Source organism: Aeromonas sp. 602658, assembly GCF_049173005.1.
Classification (GTDB): Bacteria; Pseudomonadota; Gammaproteobacteria; order Enterobacterales; family Aeromonadaceae; genus Aeromonas; species Aeromonas veronii_A.
The window spans coordinates 1-21317 of sequence record NZ_JAAKRF010000011.1 but is presented as its reverse complement, the minus strand read 5'-3'; the positions used below and the strand labels follow the sequence as shown (position 1 = coordinate 21317).

Annotated in this window: 22 protein-coding genes; 13 read left to right on the top strand and 9 right to left on the bottom strand. The window is 61.2% G+C overall.

Annotated features, from left to right (window positions below; translation table 11 throughout):
• Positions 1-24: 24 nt before the first annotated feature.
• Both G5253_RS10360 and G5253_RS10355 read right to left on the bottom strand, forming a co-directional pair.
• A complete protein-coding gene (locus G5253_RS10360; RefSeq protein ID WP_088868527.1) occupies positions 25-621 on the bottom strand; it encodes an MliC family protein in 597 nt (198 codons plus the stop codon).
• Between the two features lie 186 nt (positions 622-807).
• Positions 808-1173 carry a DUF2061 domain-containing protein gene (locus tag G5253_RS10355; RefSeq protein ID WP_042084552.1) on the bottom strand — a complete coding sequence of 122 codons (366 nt, stop codon included), beginning with the start codon at positions 1171-1173 and terminating at the stop codon, positions 808-810.
• A gap of 191 nt (positions 1174-1364) precedes the next feature.
• Here G5253_RS10355 and G5253_RS10350 point away from each other — a divergent pair, with 191 nt between their 5' ends.
• Positions 1365-1571, top strand: a complete 207-nt coding sequence (locus G5253_RS10350; protein WP_021229528.1) for a hypothetical protein — start codon at positions 1365-1367, stop codon at positions 1569-1571.
• A gap of 103 nt (positions 1572-1674) precedes the next feature.
• Here the strand turns inward: G5253_RS10350 and G5253_RS10345 are convergent, their stop codons facing one another.
• From G5253_RS10345 to G5253_RS10335, 3 genes are read right to left on the bottom strand one after another with little or no spacing between them, the layout of a single operon-like run.
• Entirely contained in the window at positions 1675-2529 is an 855-nt protein-coding gene (locus G5253_RS10345) for a 23S rRNA (adenine(2030)-N(6))-methyltransferase RlmJ (RefSeq protein WP_139437459.1), read from the bottom strand.
• The gene (locus tag G5253_RS10340) at positions 2523-2984 is read right to left on the bottom strand and encodes a DUF2390 domain-containing protein (protein WP_005343337.1); all 462 of its coding nucleotides are present in this window, start codon (positions 2982-2984) and stop codon (positions 2523-2525) included. The genes G5253_RS10345 and G5253_RS10340 overlap by 7 nt, the downstream gene beginning before the upstream one ends.
• Positions 2977-4887, bottom strand: coding sequence for an ABC transporter ATP-binding protein (locus G5253_RS10335; RefSeq protein ID WP_421203265.1), 1911 nt, complete (start codon positions 4885-4887; stop codon positions 2977-2979). Before G5253_RS10335 ends, G5253_RS10340 begins: the two co-directional genes overlap by 8 nt.
• Before the next feature lie 154 nt (positions 4888-5041).
• Here G5253_RS10335 and G5253_RS10330 point away from each other — a divergent pair, with 154 nt between their 5' ends.
• A complete protein-coding gene (locus G5253_RS10330; protein ID WP_421203263.1) occupies positions 5042-5455 on the top strand; it encodes a CBS domain-containing protein in 414 nt (137 codons plus the stop codon).
• Between the two features lie 152 nt (positions 5456-5607).
• On the opposite strand, the gene G5253_RS10325 is transcribed toward G5253_RS10330, so the two are convergent.
• From G5253_RS10325 to G5253_RS10315, 3 genes are all read right to left on the bottom strand, one after another.
• On the bottom strand, positions 5608-7269 hold the full coding sequence (locus tag G5253_RS10325) for a hypothetical protein (RefSeq protein ID WP_216952011.1): 1662 nt from the start codon (positions 7267-7269) through the stop codon (positions 5608-5610).
• Between the two features lie 125 nt (positions 7270-7394).
• Complete coding sequence (locus G5253_RS10320; protein WP_421203261.1) at positions 7395-7862, bottom strand: hypothetical protein; 468 nt, start codon at positions 7860-7862, stop codon at positions 7395-7397.
• A gap of 54 nt (positions 7863-7916) precedes the next feature.
• Positions 7917-9293: a PLP-dependent aminotransferase family protein gene (locus G5253_RS10315; protein ID WP_421203259.1), complete on the bottom strand. Its 1377-nt coding sequence runs from the start codon at positions 9291-9293 to the stop codon at positions 7917-7919.
• A gap of 116 nt (positions 9294-9409) precedes the next feature.
• Between G5253_RS10315 and G5253_RS10310 the strand changes: the two genes are divergently transcribed.
• From G5253_RS10310 to G5253_RS10275, 8 genes are all read left to right on the top strand, one after another.
• Positions 9410-10006, top strand: coding sequence for a LysE family translocator (locus tag G5253_RS10310; RefSeq protein WP_113739770.1), 597 nt, complete (start codon positions 9410-9412; stop codon positions 10004-10006).
• 125 nt (positions 10007-10131) lie between these two features.
• Complete coding sequence (locus G5253_RS10305; protein WP_203118538.1) at positions 10132-10722, top strand: LysE family translocator; 591 nt, start codon at positions 10132-10134, stop codon at positions 10720-10722.
• A gap of 126 nt (positions 10723-10848) precedes the next feature.
• A complete protein-coding gene (locus G5253_RS10300; RefSeq protein ID WP_266135271.1) occupies positions 10849-11547 on the top strand; it encodes an aspartate/glutamate racemase family protein in 699 nt (232 codons plus the stop codon).
• A gap of 130 nt (positions 11548-11677) precedes the next feature.
• Positions 11678-12784, top strand: a complete 1107-nt coding sequence (locus G5253_RS10295) for a 1-acyl-sn-glycerol-3-phosphate acyltransferase (RefSeq protein ID WP_005362790.1) — start codon at positions 11678-11680, stop codon at positions 12782-12784.
• Positions 12785-13098: 314 nt separating this feature from the next.
• The gene (locus tag G5253_RS10290; RefSeq protein ID WP_266135272.1) at positions 13099-13569 is read left to right on the top strand and encodes a YhcH/YjgK/YiaL family protein; all 471 of its coding nucleotides are present in this window, start codon (positions 13099-13101) and stop codon (positions 13567-13569) included.
• A gap of 221 nt (positions 13570-13790) precedes the next feature.
• Entirely contained in the window at positions 13791-14990 is a 1200-nt protein-coding gene (locus G5253_RS10285; protein WP_266135273.1) for an acetate kinase, read from the top strand.
• Positions 14991-15133: 143 nt separating this feature from the next.
• Positions 15134-16375, top strand: a complete 1242-nt coding sequence (locus G5253_RS10280) for a mechanosensitive ion channel family protein (protein ID WP_108542324.1) — start codon at positions 15134-15136, stop codon at positions 16373-16375.
• A 187-nt stretch (positions 16376-16562) separates the two neighbouring features.
• On the top strand, positions 16563-17489 hold the full coding sequence (locus G5253_RS10275) for a L,D-transpeptidase family protein (RefSeq protein ID WP_266135274.1): 927 nt from the start codon (positions 16563-16565) through the stop codon (positions 17487-17489).
• Positions 17490-17558: 69 nt separating this feature from the next.
• On the opposite strand, the gene G5253_RS10270 is transcribed toward G5253_RS10275, so the two are convergent.
• Positions 17559-18452 carry a VirK/YbjX family protein gene (locus tag G5253_RS10270; protein WP_266135275.1) on the bottom strand — a complete coding sequence of 298 codons (894 nt, stop codon included), beginning with the start codon at positions 18450-18452 and terminating at the stop codon, positions 17559-17561.
• Positions 18453-18778: 326 nt separating this feature from the next.
• Between G5253_RS10270 and putP the strand changes: the two genes are divergently transcribed.
• The 3 genes from putP to G5253_RS10255 all read left to right on the top strand — a co-directional run.
• Positions 18779-20296 (top strand): sodium/proline symporter PutP, encoded by a 1518-nt coding sequence (gene putP, locus G5253_RS10265; protein WP_005354514.1) that lies wholly within the window; start codon positions 18779-18781, stop codon positions 20294-20296.
• A 208-nt stretch (positions 20297-20504) separates the two neighbouring features.
• Positions 20505-20822, top strand: a complete 318-nt coding sequence (gene ftsB / locus G5253_RS10260; protein WP_005335520.1) for a cell division protein FtsB — start codon at positions 20505-20507, stop codon at positions 20820-20822.
• On the top strand, positions 20815-21317 hold a 503-nt coding region (locus tag G5253_RS10255; RefSeq protein WP_421203254.1), incomplete at its 3' end, for a 2-C-methyl-D-erythritol 4-phosphate cytidylyltransferase. The genes ftsB and G5253_RS10255, both read left to right, overlap by 8 nt.

The window sequence follows — 21317 nt, the reverse complement described above, 5'->3', positions numbered from 1 at the left end:
CAAGACTAGCCGCCCCTATGAGCCTCAGCCCTTGGTCGGATTTTCCATGCAGGTGAGGGTTGGCTGGCCGTAGCGCTCCAGCGTGGCGTCGTCCCCTTTGGTGAAGAAGGTGAGGTTTTGTCCTTCATAACGGGCGCCGCTGGCGCTGGGGGCTTCATAGGCGAGCACTTGTTGCTGCTTGTCGCCCTCGCTCAGGTTGATCACCGCGGCGGGCAGCTTGGCATCGTTATAGAAGTAGGTAGAGAGAGTGACGTTCTTGCCGCACTGGTAGTTGACCGGTGCCGGCACCATCAGCTGGCCGCCGCTGATCTGCAGTTCGGTGATCCGCAGCAGGTAGTTATCCTCCACACACTGGCGCAGATCCTGCCCCTTCCAGCAGTCGTTGCGACCCTTGATCCAGCCTCGCTGCATGGCGCGCTCTGTCTTGAGCTGTTCGGGAGAGAGCGCAGCAATCGCCTTGGGGTAGAGGGCCGCCAGTTCGTTATCAAGGGCGGCCAGTCCGGCATCCTTGCAGATCAGGGTTTCGACCGACCCGGACGCTTTGGTGCAGTCAAAGGAGGGGGTTGCGGCGCTGGCCAGCAGAGGGGCAAACAGCAGGGTGGCAAGCAAGGTCTTGTTCATCGATAGATTCCAGCAATGAGGAGGGTGTATCGGCCTACTACAGCACACTCTACAGGGCAATGCAGCAGGGGAGCCGAGCGCACTTGCACAACTGAATGGCTGCAAAGCGGAAAAACCCGACACTCCTGGCCGGAATATCGGGTTTTTTGTGGCCGCGATAAAGGGGGAGGCGGCTTGCCCGGTTGATCAAGCCAGCGCCAGTTGCTGACTGCGGGCGCGCCACAGCCGCTCGTGGAAGAAGAACACCACTGTGTTGATGGCCGGTTCGATCATCGCCATCACGCCGCCTGTGAGCAGCTCGCCGCTCAGCAGGAAGGCCACACCGAAGGCCACCGAGAAGTGGACCACCGCGAAGCTGCTGGTCTTGGCCTGCAGGCTGTGATTTGGCTTGAGCTTGTGCCAGCCAAGGTCATGAAAGTAGAAGGCGACCGTGTTGACGGCGGGCTCGATCAGGGCGATCAGGCTGGCGGTCAGCAGCTCACCGGTCAGCAGGTAAGCCACGGTAAAGGCGACACCGAAGTGCAGGATGGCAAAGCTGATGGTCTTTTTCATGATGGCGGCTCCCTCTGTTGATGATGAGAGTATCCGCCAAAATAAGACTAAATGAAAACTATTCTCATCTATTGCCCAGATAGGGAAAACCTATCAACGGGCGAGCGGCCGGTGCGGTTCAGCGGTTGCCAATCGCAACCAGGGCGATAAAGTACAGGTTCTTCACACTTGCCCATGAAAAAGGATCTTTCATGAATATCAATGCCACCCTGCTTGGTCAGTTCATTGCGTTGCTGATGGTCATCGTCGGCGTCATCGCCTGGCGACTGGCGCGCCGCAAGAGCGAGCATCCGGCGCTGATCACCCTAATCTGCTCCTTGCTCTGTCTGTTTCCGCCCTTTGGCCTGCTGGCCCTGTTGCTGGTTGCGCTGAAACAGGATCTGCCTGTCCGCTCATAGGGGGCGCAGGCTCAGGCTGCCGCACACACTGGCCGCACCAATAGAAAAAGCCCCGTGATGGGGCTTTTGCTATTGCACTCGGTGAGCGCAGCGGGGCGGGGGATTAACCCTCGGCCTTGTTGAGCCACTCCACCTTGTACTGGGCGCCGGCGCCCTGCGCCAGTTTGGCACAGAGGGGCTTCAAGAAGGCTTCAATCTGCTCGTCCAGCATCCAGGGGGGGCTGATGATCAGCATGCCTGAGCCGTTCATGCCCCAGTCGGCAGTCTGACCGGCAACTTCCAGCTCGGCCACCAGCACGTTGCCGAAGTTTTCGCGCTTGATGGCGCGCAGCATGTCGCGGGATTTGTCCGCCTCTTGCCCAAGGATGGGATACCAGAGGGCATAAATGCCGGTCGCCCAGCGTTTCTGCGCCTTTTTCAGGGTATCGACCACGGCGAAGTAATCTTCTTTGAGCTCATAGGGCGGGTCGATCAGCACCAGCCCGCGGCGCGGGGTGGGCGGCAGCAGGGCGATCAGCCCCTCGAAGCCATCACGGTGGTGCACGGCCACGCGAGGGTCATAGCCCATGTTGGCGCGCAGATCTTCGACCTCGTTGTTGTGCAGCTCCATCAGCGCCAGCTTGTCCTGCTCGCGGGTGAGGCGACGGGAGAGCTCCGGCGAGCCGGGGTAGTAGTGCAGCTCACCGTTCTGGTTCATCTCCTCGATGACGCCTAGATAGGGGGCCATGGCAGACCACTGTGCTCGCTCGTCCCACAGGCGGCCGATGCCGTCGGCATACTCGGCCTTCTTCTGGGACCAGTCGCCGCGCAGGTCGTAGAGACCGCCACCGGCATGGGTGTCCAGCACGATGAAGGGTTTCTCCTTCTTCTTGAGGGACTCGATGATCAGGGCCTGAACGGCGTGTTTCAGCACGTCGGCATGGTTGCCGGCGTGAAAGGCGTGGCGATAGCTCAGCATATTAGATCTCTGAGGGGGCCCTGCTGGGCACCCAGTAACGATAGATAGTTCAACAAATTGCGGCTGTTGCCGCGAAACAGGGAGAGGCTGCGCAGGGTCTGCAACAGGACGCCCTGTTGCAGCCGCTCCAGCTCCAGTTCGTGGGCCAGCATCGACTGATACTGCTGCTCGTCGAGTCGCGTCTTGGCGCTCTGGCGCAGGGCGCGCCACGGGGTCAGCACCGCCTCGGTCTGCACCAGCGCCGGTTGCAGGTCGGTGAGATCGACCACGATGCCGAGTTGATCGAGCCGGTGCAGCAGCAGCGCCAGATTGACGTTGCCCCCCTGCTCCTGCACGGTGAGCCAATCCTGGCTGCGCTCACCGTAGACCTTGCCGCTCCAGTGCCAGAAGCCGATCGGCGTCGGCAATTCGTGGACCGCGACCCGCTCGCTGGCCATCAGCTGTTCGTCACGCAAAGAAGGCTTGCTCCATGGTTTCCAGCTCTTCGGAGAGGCTCATCCACTCCAGCTCTACCTCTTCCAGCTGCTCCTTGAGGGGGCCCTGGGATTTGAGCAGTTCGGAGAGCTTGGTTTTAGCGCTCTCTTCGTAGATGGCGGGGTCGGCCAGTTGGCTCTCGATGTCGCCAAGCTTGCCTTGCAGCTTCTCCATGCTCGCTTCGAGCTTTTCCAGCTTCTGGCGCAGCGGACGGGTTTGCTGGCGGAACTCCGCCTCGCGCCGCTTCTGATCCTTGCGCGCCACTGCCGAGTTGGCAGAGACGGGGCCATCCGCCGGTTTGGCGTTGGCCTCTTTCTCCTGCTCGCCGAGCCACTTGTGGTAGTCGTCCAGATCGCCGTCGAACGGCTCGACCCGGCCACCGTGCACCAGATAGAAGTCATCTGTGGTGGTACGCAGCAGGTGACGGTCGTGGGAGACCACTACCATGGCCCCTTCGAAGCCTTGCAGCGCCATGGTGAGGGCGTGGCGCATCTCCAGGTCCAGGTGGTTGGTCGGTTCATCCAGCAGCAGGAGGTTCGGCTTTTGCCAGGTGATCAGCGCCAGCACCAGCCGCGCTTTTTCGCCACCGGAGAAGGGGGCCACCTTGTCGAGCGCCTTGTCACCGTGAAAACCGAAGCTGCCCAGATAGTTGCGCAGCTCCTGCTCGGTCTTGTCCGGCGCGAGGCGGGCCAGATGATCGAGCGGGGAGTCATCGAGACGCAGGGTCTCCAGCTGATGCTGGGCGAAGTAGCCGATGCTCACCCCGGCGCTCACTTCGAGCTTGCCGGAGAGCGGCGGGTTGGAGCCCGACAGCATCTTGATAAAGGTGGACTTACCGGCGCCGTTGCGACCGAGCAGACCGATGCGCGAACCCGGTACCAGATTGAGTTTGATCTTCTCCAGGATCACCTTGTCACCGTAACCGGCAGAGAGGTTTTCCATGGCGATGAGCGGGGTCGGCAGGGCCGACGGCTCGCGAAACTCGAAGCTGAACTCGGAGTCGGCGTGGGCGGGCAGGATCTTCTCCATCCGCTCCATCGCTTTCAGGCGGCTCTGGGCCTGACGGGCCTTGGAGGCCTTGTAGCGGAAGCGGTCCACATACGCCTGCATGTGGGACATCTCCCGCTGCTGCTTCTCGTACATCGACTGCTGCTGGGCCAGCTGTTCGGCGCGCTGCAGTTCGAAGTCGGAGTAGCCGCCGGTGTATTCGTTGAGCTTGCCATTCTCGATATGGATGATGCGGCTGATGACCGAATCGAGGAAATCGCGGTCATGAGAGATGAGCACCAGCGTGCCCTGATAGCCCTTGAGCCACTTCTCCAGCCAGATCACCGCATCGAGATCCAGGTGGTTGGTCGGTTCATCGAGCAGCAGCAGATCGGAGCGGCAGAGCAGCGCCTGGGCGAGGTTCAGACGCATGCGCCAGCCACCGGAGAAACTGCGCACCGGCGAGCTCAGCTGCTCGTCGCTGAAACCGAGGCCGTGCAGCAGTTCGGCGGCGCGGGCGCGAATGCTGTAGGCGCCGATGGTATCGAGGCGACCGTGCAGCTCGGCCACCAGCAGACCATTGTCATCCCGCTCGGCTTGCACCAGCTGAGCTTCCAGCGAGCGGAACTCCTTGTCGCCGTCGATCACATACTCGAGCGCGGAGCAGTCGAGCGCCGGGGTCTCCTGCGCGACGCCTGCAATCTGCCAGCCAGCGGGCAGGCTGAAGGTGCCGCTGTCGATGGCCAGCTCGCCCCGTACCAGTGCAAAAAAGGTGGACTTGCCACAGCCGTTTTTGCCCACCAGACCCACTTTGTGGCCGGGGTGAATGGTGGCGGAGGCGTTGTCCAGCAGCTTGCGGCCGCCGCGGATCAGTTCGATTTGACTGGCAACTATCATGGGTGGGATCTGCTTGCTCAAAATGGAGGAGAAAAACTGGCGCGGATCTTACGTGAAATGACGCTGATTTGCACTGTAGCGAAGGGCTGGCCACTGGCTGGCGCTGCAAAAACATGCCATAACAGAGAAACCAGTTTGGTTACGGGAGGTTAGCATGCATATCAGGGATATTATGACGACCCGGGTCGCCACCGTTTCAATGGATGATCGACTCCGAGTCATCAGGGATATCTTCGAGCAGGCACACTTTCGCCACCTGCTGGTGATGGAAGAGGAGGAGCTGGTGGGGGTCATCTCGGATCGGGATCTGTTCCGTGCCATCAGCCCCTATCTCGACTCCGAAGCCGAGATGAGCCGCGATACCGAAACCCTCAACAAGCGGGCCCACCAGATCATGAGTCGTCAGCTCGTCACCATCGCTCCCCATCTCACCGTGCGCGACGGCGTCAAGCTGATGCTGGAGAAGGGGGTATCCTGCCTGCCGGTGCTGGAGAATGGCGCCCTGGTCGGCATTATCAGCTGGAAAGATTTTCTCAAGGCGGCGCTGGAGAGTGATGCACTGGGCTGAGCCCGGGTACATAACAGTCATCTGTCACCGTAGCTGCTTGTGCCCGTCCTTGAGGGCCATAAGGGTACACGAAATGAATAGAGGGGAGCCAAGGCTCCCCTCTCTCTATGTGGTGGCTGGTGGCGCAGGTAAGTGCACCCCCTGCTGCTTCATCATGACTCCGGGGGCCCCTTGGCCAGGCTGGATGGGCCACTGCCGGAGAGGTGCGGCTGCAAGTGGGTGCGGATCTCCTGCAGAGTACGCTGGTACTGCTGGGCATGTTGATCCAGAAACGCAGGGCTGTGCTTGAGGCGCCGCTCCAGGGTATCGACCAGCAGCGCTACCTTAGGGGCAGCCATGCCCGTCGGCCAGCTGTGTTGCAGCAGTTCCAGCAATTGCCAGGCATCGCCGGGCAGGGCAGGGAACTCCTCCAGCAACTGCAAGCCGGCCTGCAGAGCCAGTTGATAATCACCTTTTTGTATCCCCTGATGGCGGGTCTGGCGCAAGCTGGTCAGGCGCTGCTCCCGCGTCGTCAACCGTTGGCCCAGTTCCGTTAGCAGATGGTGAAACAGTTTACGGGTCAGTGGGTGGGGCGCGACACGGTCACGGTAGTGTGCCAGTTGGGCGAGATAACGCTGGGCATGATGGGGCAGGCCACAAAACTGACAGACGGCAAAGCCCAACAACAGGGTGAGATGGTTCTCGCTCGCCTGGTTGGGTTGATGGTGGGCGATCAGGATCAACGCCTCGTCGAAGCAGTAATCCAGTCCCTGCATCAGTGCTTGCAACAGCTCGTACTCCTGGGGAGGCAGGTTCACTGTTCGCTGCAGGTGGGTCCACTCCTGTTTCAGGGAGCGGATCCGGTTGCTGGACGGTGCATGCCACAGTACCGCCAGCATGGCATTGATCATGAAGTGGTCGATGGCCAACCGGACGCGCAGCTCACTGAAATAGTGAAGATTCAGGGTGCTGGCTTGTTCCAGTACCTTCCTCTCGTCTTGCTGTAACAGTCCCAGAATCATGGCCAGCTGATGCCAGCGTGGTTGATGAGGGCGGACTTGCTGCAGCTGCACCATGGTCTCCCAGGCTGCCTGCCACTGATGTTGGTGCAGCTGGCTGGCGAGTTGCAGCTCCAGTCGGGTGGCGGTCGGCAATATGGCCTGATGACGCTGCAAGTCAGTTTCGGCACTCTGCAGTTTGCCCAATCCCAACATGGCGTAAAACAGTCCGACCCTTGGCCAGCTTGCCCGATACTCGTTGGCGCAGAGGGCATAATGCTGAGCGGCAGTGAGCTGTTCGCTGGATTGCAGCAGCAGGTAGCCCTTGAACCGATCCAGCCAGGGGGCAAGGGGGCGGTTGTCCCGTTGATAGAGCAGGTCTTCACAGAGTGCGGTCGCCAGTTTCCACTCCCGCAGCAGGGCCGGAGGGGCGAGGGTGTGGGTCATTTTGCTCAGTTGTGCCAACTGCTTGAGCACAGTCGTGAGCTCTCCTGCCATGAAGGGGAGTGGCAGATGGAGGGAGAAGTAGAGGTCCGAGGGGAGAAAATCCTGCTCGTTCTGGTCCGCATCCAGCAACAACAGGACGCAGGCGGGTTGCAGCAGGCCGAGGTAGTGTGCCTCATGCAGCAGGCGGGCGCCGTCATGGCCCAGTTTTCTATTTTGCTGGCAGACAATGGCATCGAATGGCTGTTGTTGCAGCAGGGTGAGCAGACCGCTGCGTTCCTGACCCGGATGGCTGTGGTGGTGGATCCGTTCAGCAGGAATACCCTGTTCGGTCAGTTCTCTGGTGATGGCGCTACGGAGCAGGGGATCCTCTTCGAGCAGCAGTATCGTCATGCACGCGTCCTTTCAATACTCCACGAGTAGATCAGAGTAGACCCAAGAGGAACATAGCGACAACTCTGCGGAGGGAGGAAAAGTGACAGTAGTCAGCGCGGGAAGGGAGAGGGCACTATAGGTGGTTACCGGGAGCCATGTACCCCGGTGAGAAAGACACACTCTGTTTGACGGATCAGGTGTGAACCACTCCCTAGTTTCCCTTGCCAGCTGACTTCGAGCTTGCCGAGGCGGCCCAGATGGCGCAGCTCGAACTCGTAGCGCTGGCAGAGGTTGTCCTGGGGCAGACTCGCCATACCCGCAGGCAGGCGATATTGATAGCGCAGGATTGGCCCATCCTCCAGCTTGCTGGCCACCGGCACCAGCCCCTCTGGCGTGGGCTGCGGCGCCCCGAGTGCGCGGTGCAAACTGAGCGGTGCATCGATCGCCTTTTGATAGTGCAGGCAGTTCATGGCCGCCAGCTCCTCTTCCAGTCGTTGCAACTCCCCTTCCAGTCCATTGAGCGCGGCCCCCAGCTGCTGGTGGGTCGTTGACGAGGCGCAGCCACCCAGCAACAGGGTGGCAAGCAGCAGGGTGGCTCTGATGGGGGGCACGGCATCTCCTTGGCAATGACGATGAAGCGTGATGGTCAGGTCGGTTGGCCCTGACTATAGCAGGGGATTGCTCGGGGGCGTCCCCTGCAGCAGTTGGGCCAGACGGGCCAGCCCCTCGCCGACCCGGGCGTCGGTGGCGGGTTGGCTCAGGCTCAGGCGCACCCCTTGCGGAGCGGCAAACTGACCGGCGGCGAAGTGTTCCCCGCTCGCCACGCCAACGTCAAGGGCGTCGGCGGCAGCGGCAAACTGCTGGCTGCGCCAGGGCTCAGGCAGTGGCAGCCAGGCGTGCATGCTGCCCGGCTGCCAGCGGGCGGCAGGCAGCAGGTGGCGCAGCAGTTCGCCACGGCGTTTGAGGATCTCCCGCTGCTGCTCGACCAGCGGCATGATCTGGCGCTGACTGACCATTTTGCAGGCGAGCTCTATCAGCAGCGGGCTCACCATCCAGCTCGACAGCCGCATGGTCTGGGCGAAGGCGCTGCGCAGGGCGGGGGGCGTCAGCACGAAGCCCACCCGCAGGCCGCCGCAGGCGATCTTGGCCAGACTGCCCAGATAGATGACCCGCTCCGGCGCCAGATTGACCAGAGGGATCACAGGTTGCTGGGGCAGCAGGCCGTTGACGTCATCCTCGATGATCAGCAGATCGTGGCGACGGGCGATGGCGACGATGGCCTCCCGCCGCGCCAGACTCATGATGGCGGTGGTGGGGTTTTGCAGGGTCGGGGTGAGGTAGAGCAGCTTGGCCCGGCGGGTGCGGCAGGCGGCGTCCAGCGCCTCGGGCTGCAGTCCCTCCTCGTCCATCGCCAGTCCCACCACCTGATTCTTCAGCTGGCGAGCGTTACCCAGCATACCGGGGTAGCTCAGCCCTTCGCACAGGATGGTTTCCCCCACGCAATTGGTAGCCAGCAGCGCCAGCATGATGCCGTGCTGGGCGCCGTGGCTGAACAGCAGGCGATCCTCACTGCAGGCCACCCCTTGCTCCGCCAGCCAGTCGACAAACTGCTGGCGCTGATCCGGTCGTCCCGCCTCCTTGTCGTAGCCGAGCAGTGCGTTGAGATCCCCGTCCGCCACTTCCCCCAGCATGGGGCGAATGATGGCCGCCCGATCCAGCTGCACCGGCAGGTTCTGCCACAGCTCGATGCGGTGCCCCTCCTCCTGGCGGATCACCCACTCATTGGCGGGATCCGTGTTCGCTCCCTTGACCCAGGTGCCGTGTCCCACCCGGGCGGCCAGCAGGCCACGCCGCTCCGCCTCGCTGTAGGCGCGGGTGACGGTGCCGACGGTGACACCCAGACGATCCGCCAGGGATCGGTGGGTTGGCAATCGGGTCTGCGGTGGCAGCTCGCCATTCGCGATCCCCTGTTCGATCGCTTTGACCAGCTTGAGGTAGAGGGGGCCATCGAAGGGAGCAAGGTCGGGTGTCCAGATTGTCATGGTGACAATAAATCCATTGATCAAAATTTGTTGTCAATATAGCGTGAATTTCAACCTGATAACAACCAAATAGCACACATTGTATCGATACAATGTGGCAAGCAAGGAGTCACAATATGACGATGGAGTGGTATGTCACCCTGTTCGGTTTTGCCGTACTCACCTGCGGTACGCCGGGGCCCAACAACCTGATGCTGACGGCCTCCGGCGCCAACTTCGGGGTGCGTCGCACCCTGCCACATCTGCTCGGGGTCGGATTGGGGCAGCCGGTGCTGCAACTGGTGCTGGCGCTGGGGCTCTATCCGCTGTTCGAGCGTTGGCCCTTGCTGCGCCTCGGTTTGCAGATCTTCGGCAGCCTCTATCTGCTGTGGCTGGCGTGGCGTATCGCGGTGGCCGGTGCGCCCAGTGATCCGGCCCGACGTGCCCGTCCGCTAACCATGCTGGAGGGGCTGGGCTTTCAGTTTCTCAACCCCAAGGCGTGGATGATGGGGATCTCCGCCATCAGTCTGTTCAGCCTGCCCGGCGCCAGTTACTGGCCGAGTCAGCTGGCGGTGATGGTCATGTTTGTATTGGTGGCCCTGCCGGTCTGCTTTGTCTGGGTACTGTTCGGCCATCAGCTGAGCAACTGGATCAGTTCGGATCGGGGCTGGCGGCGACTCAACGGATCCCTCGGCCTGCTGACGGCACTCTGTGTGGTGATGCTCTGGTATTGAACCGTGCTGCGCTGATTGGTGAGGTGGCCTAGAAAGAGGCATTTCTGACTTGTCGCCACGGGGCTGGCTCTGCATATTAGAAGGCTTTCCCCATAACGGGCGCGTTGTATCGACAAGAGGTTGAGATGGATCTGAACTGGTTACTGCCCCTGGCGGGGTTTGCCCTGGTTACCTGCGGCACGCCGGGGCCCAACAATATGCTGCTCACCAGCGCCGGGGCGGCGCAGGGATTTCGCCGCACGCTGCCGCTGCTGGTGGGGGTGGTGGGGGGGATCAATCTGATGATCCTCGCCACCGCGCTGGGGCTTGGCGTGGTGTTCGAGAAGGTGCCGCTGCTGCACGATGGCCTCAAGCTTATCGGTTCGGCGTATCTGCTCTGGCTGGCGTGGAAGGTGGCGACCGCCAGCGGCCCGGCCGAGGGCAACCGGCCGCTCATTCCCGCCCATCAGGGGGCCATGCTGCAACTGCTCAACCCCAAGGCATGGATGATGGCGCTCTCCGCCATCAGCGGTTTCACCTTGGCGGGGGAGGCTTACTGGCCCTCCGCGCTCTGGGTGCTGGTGATCTTCTTTATTACCGGCCTCTATACCGGGGCGTTCTGGGTGCTTTTTGGCGCCCAGGTGCGGCAAATCATTCGCACAACCCGGGGCTGGCGGCGTTTCAATCTCGGCATGGGGCTGGCGACGGCCGCCTGTGTCGGGATGATCTGGATTTAGCCCGGGGTTGACTCGGGCCTTTACCGGCTGTCTTGTTGGCCCTGCGGGGCCTTTTTTATCTCGTCCGCGTGGCCTTGCCTGCAAGGTGGCGTGGTTCTGCCCTCCCTTGGGATGAAAGGAGTTCCTATGAAATGTATCGGTCTGCTGGGTGGCATGAGCTGGGAGTCCACCGTCAGTTACTATCAGGCGCTCAATCGCGGGGTGCGGGCGCAGCTCGGCGGTTTGCACTCGGCGCGGGTGCTGCTCAACAGCGTCGATTTTGCCGGTATCGAGCGGTTGCAGCATGCCGGTGACTGGCCCGCTACCGCCCGTCTGCTGGCGGCGGAGGCGCGCAAGTTGCAGGATGGCGGTGCCGATTTCTTGCTGATCGGCACCAACACCATGCACAAGGTCGCCCCCGAGATTGAGGCCGCCATCGATATCCCGCTGCTCCATATCGCCGATGCTACCGCGGCCAAATTGCGGGCGGACGGGATAACCCGGGTCGGCCTGCTCGGCACCCGCTTCACCATGGAGCAGGATTTTTACAAGGGGCGCTTGCAGGAGCGCTTCGGGTTGGCGGTGCTGGTACCCGATGAGGCCGGGCGGGAGCGGGTACACAGGATCATCTATGACGAGCTCTGTCTGGGGGAGATCCGTGCATCGTCGCGGGCCGAGTATCTGGCCATTATCGAGGGGCTGGCGGCCGCTGGCGCCGAGGCGGTGATCCTCGGCTGCACCGAGATTGCCCTACTGGTGGGGGATGCCCGGGCGGCGGTGCCGCTCTACGACACTACTGCCATCCATGCCGAGGCGGCGGTCGCGCAGGCACTGGCATCCGATTAATAAACTGGTCAGATCTCACTATTCATGCTTGTCTCATACCCCTTGCCATAAAAGCGTGTAAAATTGCGCCCTGAATTTTCCCCGGCCAACGCGGGTTGGCTGCGGTTTCCTAGCATGCAAGGCTGACATTGTGACTGAAGTAGATAGATTCGCGGATATTCGCCCCTACCGCGATGAAGAAGTGCCGGCAGCCATCGAACGGCTGATCCAGGATGATGAATTTATCGGCGCCATCGCCAAGTATCGTTTCGGTTCCCTGATGAGCTGGCTGGGTTGGGCCATCCGCCCGATGATCCGCCTGTTCCTGCGCCGCAAATGGTCAAAAGTGACCACTGTGCATCAGGTCCAGATGGGGGTCACCCGGTACATGTCCCGCATGATCGCCACCTCCACCAAGGGGGTGACCTTCTCCGGGATCGAGCATCTGAAGAAAGAGCAGGGCTATCTGTTTGTCTCCAACCACAGAGACATCGCTATGGATCCGGCGTTCGTCAACTGGGGGCTGCACACCCACGGTTTCGATACCGTGCGTATCGCCATCGGTGACAACCTGCTGCGCAAACCCTGTGCCACCGAGCTGATGAAGCTCAACAAGAGCTTTATCGTCAAACGCTCCGCCAAGGGGCCGCGAGAGATGATGAAGGCGCTCGGCGAGCTGTCTGCCTATATTGGCAACTCGGTCCACGAAGGTCACTCCATTTGGATCGCCCAGAAGGAAGGGCGCGCCAAGAATGGTGATGACAAGACAGATCCCGCCATCCTCAAGATGTTCTACGTCGACGGCAAGAAGCAGAAGATCGACTTCGTCGACTACATGCGCAGCCTCAATATCGTGCCGGTCAGCATCAGCTATGAGCTGGACCCGACCGACAAAGCGAAGGCGCGCGAGCTCTACGAGAAGTCGGTCAACGGCAGCTACGAGAAGGGAGAGTTCGAGGATATCGAGAGTATCGTCGCCGGTATCGTCGGCATGAAGGGGCGGGTACATGTCTCCTTCGGTGCGCCGATCACCGAGGGCTTCAGCGATCCGGACGAACTGGCCGCGCTGATCGACAAGGCGATCTGGAGCAGCTACCACCTCTTCCCCAGCAACTATCTGGCGGCAGATGTCTCCGGCAAGGCCAATACCATCGAGCAGGCGGCCTTCCTGACCCGTCAGTCAGAGGTGCCGGAAGAGCACAAGGCGATCTGGCGGGCCATGTACGCCAAACCGGTGGAAAATGCCAAGAAGGCTTGAATGAAACCGGTTGTTAAACGGTTTTGCGAAAAAAACGGGCGCTGATGCGCCCGTTTTTGCGTCTGGTCAAAGTCGAGGGGGAAAGGGTGGTGAATAATATGGTTTCAGCTGGTACGATCACTATGAAAATGGGATTATGTCTCTTGGCAAGGTGCTGACGAGTGTGTAACAGTGCCCATATAGCTGAACATGAGCAAAAGCTCTAAACCGGTTTGCACGGATTGCAGACGGCATTATTGAAGGACCTGTCACAGGTCCTTTTTCATTGGCGGGAAAAGATGCCGCCCAGATATACCTAACAGGAAACAGACGCCATGATCACCGGTAGCCTGAACACCCTGCAGCGGACGCCGCTGCCCGCCCCGCTGGCCCGCATCATGGCCGAGGTGGTGAAGAGCGTGGCTCACTGGGGTGACGCTCCGCTCGGCAAGACCGAGATCGATGGCCTCAACCTGTTCTGTCTGGTGAGCGAGGATCTGACCGAGCCAGCCGCGGATCGCCGTGGCGAATTCCATCAGCAGTATCTCGATATCCAGTTGCTGCTGCGCGGTGAAGAGTGGATTGGTGTGGGCCCCCACAATTACGTGAGCGACGACGCCGACCATCCCCATCCCGACCTCTGGTTTGTCGATGACGAGCAGACCACTTATCTGGCGCTGCAACCGGGCGATTTCGCCATCTTCTGGCCGGGCGAGCTGCACCGCCCGCTCTGTACCTTCAACCAGCCCGCCAAGGTGAAGAAGCTGGTGGTCAAGGTACACAAGGATCTGCTGGCTATCGCCTGAGCATTCCCATTGAGGCGAGCCCTGCGCAGCTGATGCGTTGAGACTCGCAAGCATTGAAACCAGTGATACGCACCACAAGTTGCGATCACTCTTTCAAGAGCAAGAATTGAAAAATTGGACGCACCCTCCTGCGACCATAAGCCCCCGGCAGGGGAATCCCATCCTCTTTTGGATGACACGACACTGTCGGCATAAAGCCGAAGCACAGGAAGATGTAGAAAATGAGCAAGTTGGTACTGATCCTTAACTGCGGTAGCTCTTCCCTGAAATTTGCCGTAATGGACGCCGAAACAGGTGAGGACATGCTGTCCGGCCTGGCCGAATGCTTCAATCTGGATGATGCACGTATCAAATGGAAACTCCACGGGGTCAAGGGCGAAGCCATGCTGGGAGCGGGTGCCGCTCACCAGGAAGCGCTCGACCACATCGTGGGCCACATCCTGCCGCAGGATCCGTCTCTGGCCGGTCAGCTGGTGGCCATCGGCCATCGCATCGTACACGGTGGCGAGCAGTTCTCCCGCTCCGTTCGCATCGATGACAGCGTGATCGCCGGCATCGAAGCCGCTATCCCGTTCGCCCCGCTGCACAACCCGGCCCACCTCATCGGTATTCGCGCCGCGCTGAAAGTGTTCCCGCAGCTGTCCGAGAAGAACGTGGCCGTGTTCGACACCGCTTTCCACCAGACCCTGCCGCAAGAGGCCTACCTCTATGCGCTGCCGCACAAGCTCTACCGTGAACACGGCATCCGTCGTTACGGTGCCCACGGTACTTCTCACCGCTACATCGCGGAAGAAGCGGCAAAAGAGCTGGGCAAGCCGTTGAATGAGCTGAACATCATCAACTGCCACCTGGGTAACGGTGCATCTGTCTGCGCCATCAAGAACGGCGAATCCGTTGACACCTCCATGGGTCTGACTCCGCTGGAAGGTCTGGCGATGGGTACCCGCTCCGGTGATATCGATCCGGCCGTGGTCTTCTTCATGCACGACCAGCTCGGTTACAGCGTGGAGCAGATCAACCACACCCTGACCCGTGAGTCCGGTCTGCTGGGGTTGACCGAAGCGAGCAGCGACTGCCGCTACGTCACCACCAACTACGCCACCGACGCCGGTGCCAAGCGTGCGCTGGATGTCTTCACCTACCGTGTGGCCAAGTATGTCGGCGCCTATGCCGCTGCGATGGACGGTCGTCTGGACGCCGTGGTCTTCACCGGCGGTATCGGTGAGAACGCCGCCATGGTGCGCGAGATGGTGCTGAACCGTCTGGCCCTGTTCGGCTTCAAGGTGGACAAAGAGGCCAACAACGCCGCGGTACTGGGTGGCGAAGGTCGCATCACCACCGCCGACAGCCGTTGCGCTATGGTGATCCCGACCAACGAAGAGCTGGTCATCGCCCGCGATGCCCTGAGCCTGGTCTGCTAAGTCAGCCTCGCTTTGAAACAACGCCCGGCCTGTGCCGGGCGTTGTCATTTCTGGCGTACGCCGATTTGACATGGGGGAGGGGAGCGGTACCCTGACCACCACTGTTTTTGCAGCCAGCGGGCTGCCCGGTTCGGGAGAGAGCAATGAAAGAGGCGTTTTTTAACTGGTTGTCGGGCCTTGGGGTGGAAGTGACCAGCATGATGGCGCTGGTGATCGCGCTGGGCTTTATCGTCATCACCTCGTTGCTGCTGCACATGGCGCTGCACCGGGTGCTGCTGGTCCGGCTGGTGGGGATCCTCGGCAAGGCCAAGCAGGTGTGGCTGCCGCCCCAGCTGCAACAGCGCCTCTTCAACCGGCTCGCCTTCGTGCTGCAAGGGGCCGTGCTGCTTGGTCAGGCGGAGATCTGGCTGCCCCGTCAATCGGATAGCCTCAAACTTATCGAGATGGTGGCCCAGCTCTGGATCTTGCTGTTCCTGCTGCTGGCCTTCTTCGCCCTGCTCGACTGCCTGTTGTCGGTGAGCCGCTATACCCGCCTTGGTCGGGATTTGCCCCTGCGCGGCATCTTCCAGGGGGCCAAGCTGGTAGGCAGCATTCTGGTGGGCATCCTGATGATCGCCCTGCTGCTCGGCAAGTCGCCGCTGTTTCTGTTCAGCGGTCTGGGCGCCATGACCGCAGTGCTGATGCTGGTGTTCAAGGACCCCATCCTCGGGCTGGTGGCGGGGATCCAGCTCTCCGCCAACCGGATGCTGAGCGTCGGTGACTGGCTGCAGATGGACAAGTACGGCGCCGATGGCGAGGTGACCGACATCGGCCTCACCACGGTCAAGGTGTCGAACTGGGACAAGACCATCACCACCATTCCCACCTATGCCCTGATCTCCGACTCTTTCAAGAACTGGCAGGGGATGACCGAGTCGGGCGGCCGCCGCATCAAGCGCAGCGTCAATATCGACATGACCAGTGTGCGCTTTCTGACGGCCGATGAGCAGTTGCAGCTCAAGCAGGCCCAACTGCTGGCACCCTATCTCAGTCGCAAGGAGCAGGAGCTGAGTGCCTACAACCAGCAGCTGAGCGATGCCCTGAGCTGTCCAATCAACGGTCGTCACCTCACCAACCTCGGCACCCTGCGCGCCTATCTGGATGCCTACCTGCGCGCCCACCCCGGCATTCGCAAGGACATGACCCTGATGGTGCGTCAGCTGGCGCCCACCTCAGACGGTTTGCCGCTGGAAATTTACTGCTTCACCGCGACTACCGCATGGGCCGATTACGAAGGGATCCAGGCCGATATTTTCGACCATATCTTCGCCATCATTGAGCAATTTCATCTGCGGTTGCACCAATCTCCCACAGGTTACGACATGCGTGCCTGGCAACGGGGATAAACAGGGAAATGGGGCGGGTCGAGGACGTGGAAAAAACCGCATATTAATCATCGACCCGTCGCCACTTGTCAGTTGAAATTTGCCGTGCAGAGGAGAAAAATGGCGGCCTTCTCTTCGCGCCCCTGATCCCCTCTTGATCAGCTGCCAGCCCAGAGACGTCACTTCAAGTCATCATCATGGGAAAGTTATGAAGCTCCTTCGCAATAGTGTGGCAACACTCTGCTACAGCCTGCTGCTGACCGCTGCGCCGGTTTTCGCTGTTGAATATGCTCTGCCTGCGGCCAACAGCCGTCTGGTAGGGGAAAATCTGGAATACGTGGTTCCGGCCGAAGAGAACGGCCAGCCGCTGGAGGCCATTGCGGCCAAATTCCAGCTGGGGCTCACCAACATGACCGAAGCCAACCCCGATGCGGATCCCCTGCTGGTACAGACCGGCGAGAAGCTGGTGATCCCCCAGCAACTGATCCTGCCGGATGCACCCCGTGAAGGGATCGTGCTGAACGTGGCCGAGATGCGCCTCTACTACTACCCCAAGGGTAAAAAAGTGGTGGAAGTGCTGCCCATTGGCATCGGCCAGCTGGGCACCGACACCCCGGAGAACTGGGTGACCAGCGTGCAGCGCAAGAAAGCGGGCCCGACCTGGACCCCGACCGCCAAGATGCATGCCGAATATGCCGCCCGTGGCGAGAGCCTGCCTGCGGTATGGCCGGCCGGTCCGGACAACCCCATGGGTCTGTTTGCCCTCTACATCGGCAAGATGTACGCCATCCACGGTACCAACGCCAACTTCGGCATCGGCCTGCGGGTGAGCCACGGCTGTGTGCGTCTGCGCAACGACGACATCGCCTACCTGTTCAAGCAGGTACCGGTCGGTACTCGCGTCCAGTTCGTCAACCAGCCGATCAAGGCCTCTCTCGAGCCCAACGGTGTCCGCTATCTGGAAGTGCATCAGCCGCTGTCACGCAGCGAAGAGGAGTTCAACTCCAGGCTGCCGGCACCGCTGCCGATGACCCCGGCGGTGACCCGCTTCATTGCCCACGCCGACAGCGACTCCCAACTGGTGAAGCAGGCGCTGGAGCAGCGCAACGGCATGCCGATGGCGATCAACCGCTAACGGCAAATCCCCGTCACGACAAAGGGCGAACAGCATGCTGTTCGCCCTTTTTGTTTCTGCTAGGTTGACTCAGCTTCGCAGCAGATTTGTCTGCAGCTCGCTGCCGAGCTGATCGAGCAGCTGATAACGCGCCTTGTAGCTGGCCCGCTTGCGGGAGGGGATCTCCTCCAGCGTCTTGCGGGGCACCTCCAGCGGCAGGCTCATCCAGAGTTCATCCTGCACACAGCCCTGATGCTCCTGCCACAAGCCGTCGAGGTCGAACTTGACCCGATCGGCGGTGCGTTTGCTGCTCTGATAGACGTGGCTTTGGGTGCGGATCCCGAGCAGGCTCTTGCACGCCAACCCCCGGGCCAGCTCGGCGGCCATATAGACCAGCAGGGACATGGGGCGCAGCCCGCCGCACGCCTTGGTGACCTGCTTGATCTCCTCGCTCTGCCCCTTGCCGCCCTGCAGCGAGCAGATCTCGAGGGTCGGGTTCGGCGCGGGGCGTAGATTGAGGGCCATGTAATAGAGGGCCGCGTCACCCAGCTTGAGGGTCAGGCTCATCTCCCCCTCTTTGCCCATGTGGGTTTGGTAATCCAGTTGCAGGGTCAGCGGTGCCGTTAGCTTGTCGCTCTGCCACTGGGCCAGCAGCAGGCCGCGCCCGCTGTAGATTGCCAGTTGTTGCGCCTTGGGCAGCTGACGTGCCAGCTGCTGGTAGTGGCCGCTGATAAGCCCGGCTCGCAGGCGCTTGCTGAGCCCCTTGTGGCGATAGGGGTGGATCGGCTTTTCCAGAATATCGGGGAAGCGGCTGATCGCCTGCGCCAGCAGCGGTTGCTCCTGCTGCTGGCGATAGAGGGCGCGGGCGCTGGGATTGAGCCAGAGACGCCCCACATACTTGGCCCGTCGGATGAGATGACCCGACTCCTCCACCGGATGAAGGCGGCGGGCGAGGGTTCGCAGGTGTGACAGATGAGATGACATGGTGCCGACCTCTGACTGGTGTGATGAGACAGGGCGGGGAGTGTAGGAGCGGGGCGCTGGCTTGTAAAAAAATGGATAGTAACAAAATGTGAAAACATAACGCTCAATAGCGGCTGGCGCTGCGAGATGGCCGTCACGGCCACGGCAGGAAATCTGGCGCCATCCTCTTGATGCGGCAGATGATTTGATGCGCAAAGGTTTTTATTGTGTTTTGTGTTTGTTAAAAGTGGTTGAGCTGGCGCGAACGGCTGATTAAGCTAGGCCGGTTTTTTAGGGATGAGCCCGTCACCAGAGCGGGCAGAAAATGACACAAAACGGAGTTTTGCATGACAGCTAGCACACCCATGTTAATCACCTTCCTGGTGTATATCCTCGGAATGGTGTTGATCGGCTTCGTCGCCTATCGCGCCACCCGCAACTTTGATGACTACATTCTGGGCGGTCGCCGGATGGGGAGCTGGGTTACCGCTCTCTCTGCCGGCGCCTCCGACATGAGCGGCTGGTTACTGATGGGGCTGCCCGGCGCCGTCTTCGTCAGCGGCATCTCCGAGAGCTGGATCGCCATCGGTCTGGTCATCGGTGCCTACCTCAACTGGCGCTGGGTAGCGGGCCGCCTGCGGGTACATACCGAGAAGAACCGCAACGCACTGACCCTGCCGGACTACTTCACTTATCGCTTTGAAGATCACAGCAAGGTGCTGCGCATTCTCTCGGCGCTGGTGATCCTGCTGTTCTTCACCATCTATTGCGCCTCCGGCGTGGTGGCCGGTGCTCGTCTGTTCGAGAGCACCTTCGGCATGGATTACAACACCGCCCTCTGGGTCGGTGCCGCCGCCACCATCACCTACACCTTCTTCGGCGGCTTCCTCGCGGTGAGCTGGACCGATACGGTGCAGGCGACCCTGATGATCTTCGCCCTGATCCTGACCCCGGTCTTCGTCATCATCGCCGTCGGCGGGGTGGACAGCGCCATGATCGAGGTGGCCGCCAAGAGCGCCACCAACCTCGACATGTTCAAGAATCTGGATGTGATCGCCATTGTCTCGCTGATGGCCTGGGGCCTTGGTTACTTCGGCCAGCCCCACATTCTGGCCCGCTTCATGGCGGCGGATTCCCACCACTCCATGGCCAATGCCCGTCGCATCAGCATGACCTGGATGGTGTTCTGCCTCGCAGGCGCGGTGGCCATCGGCTTCTTCGGGCTGGCCTACTTCGCCCGCTTCCCAGAAGTGGCGGCTGGGGTGACCGGCAACCCGGAGCGGGTCTTTATCGAGCTCTCCAAGATCCTGTTCAACCCCTGGATCGCCGGTGTACTGCTCTCCGCCATTCTGGCGGCGGTGATGAGCACTCTAAGTTGTCAATTACTGGTCTGCTCCAGCGCCATCACCGAGGATCTCTACAAGCCCTTCCTGCGCAAGAACGCCTCTCAGCGTGAGCTGGTGTGGGTGGGTCGCCTGATGGTGCTGCTGATCGCGGTGATTGCCATCGCCGTCGCCATGAATCCGGAAAACCGGGTGCTGGGGCTGGTGAGCTACGCCTGGGCCGGTTTCGGTGCCGCCTTTGGCCCCGTGGTGCTGCTCTCCGTGCTGTGGCCGCGGATGACCCGCAACGGCGCGCTGGCCGGCATGCTGGTCGGTGCCATCACCGTCATCGTCTGGAAGCAGTTCGGCTGGCTGGGGCTGTATGAGATCATCCCGGGCTTCCTGTTTGCGCTGCTGGCCATCGTGGTGGGCAGTCTGCTGGGCGAAGCGCCCTCAAAAGCGATGCTGGAGCGTTTCCGCGATGCCGAGGAGGAGTACAACACCCCGGCCGAGAGCGCGGGAGAGCCGGTCGCGGTGAACTGATCCCCCTTACCGCTTTCTGATTGAGAGCCCCGCCCCCGGACAAGGAGCGCCCTGGTTGGCCATCCTTGCACCGGTTTGGCGGGGCTTTGTGCTATCTGATTCACTCTTGGGCACTTTTTTATGTTCGGCCGGTGGCTCCCGTGTGCTCGCTTTCTTTTGTCTTGGCACCGAATATGGGACACTAGGCCGCCTGAAGGAGACCTAGTGCATGCGGCTATTCACCCTGATCCTGATCCTCCTGCTGGGGGGACTGCAATATGACCTCTGGCTGGGGAAGAACGGGCTATCCGATTATCAGAACCTGTCGGAGGCCATCTCGCAGCAACAGCGGGACAACCAGACTCTCAAGGATCGTAACGACCTCATTTACCGCGAGATAGATGATCTCACCTCTGGCCTCGAGGCCATCGAGGAGTTGTCGCGCAACGATCTGGGTTACATCAAGCAGGGGGAGACCTTCTACCGGATCATCCCCAAAGAGAAAGACAAAGAGACAGCGCCGGACGATGAGCCCTACGATGACTGATGCCAGCCGGGTATCCGGCCTGACGGCGATCGTCCCTGCCGCCGGTATCGGCAGCCGAATGGGGGCCGATTGCCCCAAACAGTACCTGCAACTGGCGGGTAAAACCATTCTCGAACATACCCTGGAGAGGCTGCTCTCCCACCCGGCCATCGCCCAGGTGATCGTGGCGCTGGCGCCCCATGATCGCTGGTTCGAGGCACTGCCCGTGGCGGCCGACCCGCGCATTGTGCGGGTAGAGGGAGGCGCCGAGCGCGCCTTTTCCGTCCTCAATGGTCTCCATGTGGCGCAAGGGAAGTGGGTGCTGGTGCACGATGCGGCCCGCCCCTGTCTGACTCACGGCGATCTCGATGCGCTGATTGCCGCGGCCATGAACTGCGGCGGTGCCATTCTCGGCAGCCGGGTGCGCGATACCATGAAACGCTCCGATGGGGAGGGCAATATCATCGCCACCGTCGAGCGCGAGCAGCTCTGGCATGCCCTGACGCCGCAGATGTT

What these genes read in the sequence shown, in the direction of transcription:
- G5253_RS10345 (WP_139437459.1), bottom strand. Translation starts at nt 2,529, where the DNA reads ATGCTGAGCTATCGCCACGCCTTTCACGCCGGCAACCATGCCGACGTG.
- G5253_RS10315 (WP_421203259.1), bottom strand. Translation starts at nt 9,293, where the DNA reads ATGACAATCTGGACACCCGACCTTGCTCCCTTCGATGGCCCCCTCTAC.
- G5253_RS10300 (WP_266135271.1), top strand. Translation starts at nt 10,849, where the DNA reads ATGAAATGTATCGGTCTGCTGGGTGGCATGAGCTGGGAGTCCACCGTC.
- G5253_RS10335 (WP_421203265.1), bottom strand. Translation starts at nt 4,887, where the DNA reads ATGATAGTTGCCAGTCAAATCGAACTGATCCGCGGCGGCCGCAAGCTG.
- putP (WP_005354514.1), top strand. Translation starts at nt 18,779, where the DNA reads ATGACAGCTAGCACACCCATGTTAATCACCTTCCTGGTGTATATCCTC.
- G5253_RS10275 (WP_266135274.1), top strand. Translation starts at nt 16,563, where the DNA reads ATGAAGCTCCTTCGCAATAGTGTGGCAACACTCTGCTACAGCCTGCTG.
- G5253_RS10285 (WP_266135273.1), top strand. Translation starts at nt 13,791, where the DNA reads ATGAGCAAGTTGGTACTGATCCTTAACTGCGGTAGCTCTTCCCTGAAA.
- G5253_RS10310 (WP_113739770.1), top strand. Translation starts at nt 9,410, where the DNA reads ATGACGATGGAGTGGTATGTCACCCTGTTCGGTTTTGCCGTACTCACC.
- G5253_RS10305 (WP_203118538.1), top strand. Translation starts at nt 10,132, where the DNA reads ATGGATCTGAACTGGTTACTGCCCCTGGCGGGGTTTGCCCTGGTTACC.
- G5253_RS10330 (WP_421203263.1), top strand. Translation starts at nt 5,042, where the DNA reads ATGCATATCAGGGATATTATGACGACCCGGGTCGCCACCGTTTCAATG.
- G5253_RS10355 (WP_042084552.1), bottom strand. Translation starts at nt 1,173, where the DNA reads ATGAAAAAGACCATCAGCTTTGCCATCCTGCACTTCGGTGTCGCCTTT.
- G5253_RS10280 (WP_108542324.1), top strand. Translation starts at nt 15,134, where the DNA reads ATGAAAGAGGCGTTTTTTAACTGGTTGTCGGGCCTTGGGGTGGAAGTG.
- G5253_RS10350 (WP_021229528.1), top strand. Translation starts at nt 1,365, where the DNA reads ATGAATATCAATGCCACCCTGCTTGGTCAGTTCATTGCGTTGCTGATG.
- G5253_RS10360 (WP_088868527.1), bottom strand. Translation starts at nt 621, where the DNA reads ATGAACAAGACCTTGCTTGCCACCCTGCTGTTTGCCCCTCTGCTGGCC.
- G5253_RS10325 (WP_216952011.1), bottom strand. Translation starts at nt 7,269, where the DNA reads ATGACGATACTGCTGCTCGAAGAGGATCCCCTGCTCCGTAGCGCCATC.
- G5253_RS10290 (WP_266135272.1), top strand. Translation starts at nt 13,099, where the DNA reads ATGATCACCGGTAGCCTGAACACCCTGCAGCGGACGCCGCTGCCCGCC.
- ftsB (WP_005335520.1), top strand. Translation starts at nt 20,505, where the DNA reads ATGCGGCTATTCACCCTGATCCTGATCCTCCTGCTGGGGGGACTGCAA.
- G5253_RS10270 (WP_266135275.1), bottom strand. Translation starts at nt 18,452, where the DNA reads ATGTCATCTCATCTGTCACACCTGCGAACCCTCGCCCGCCGCCTTCAT.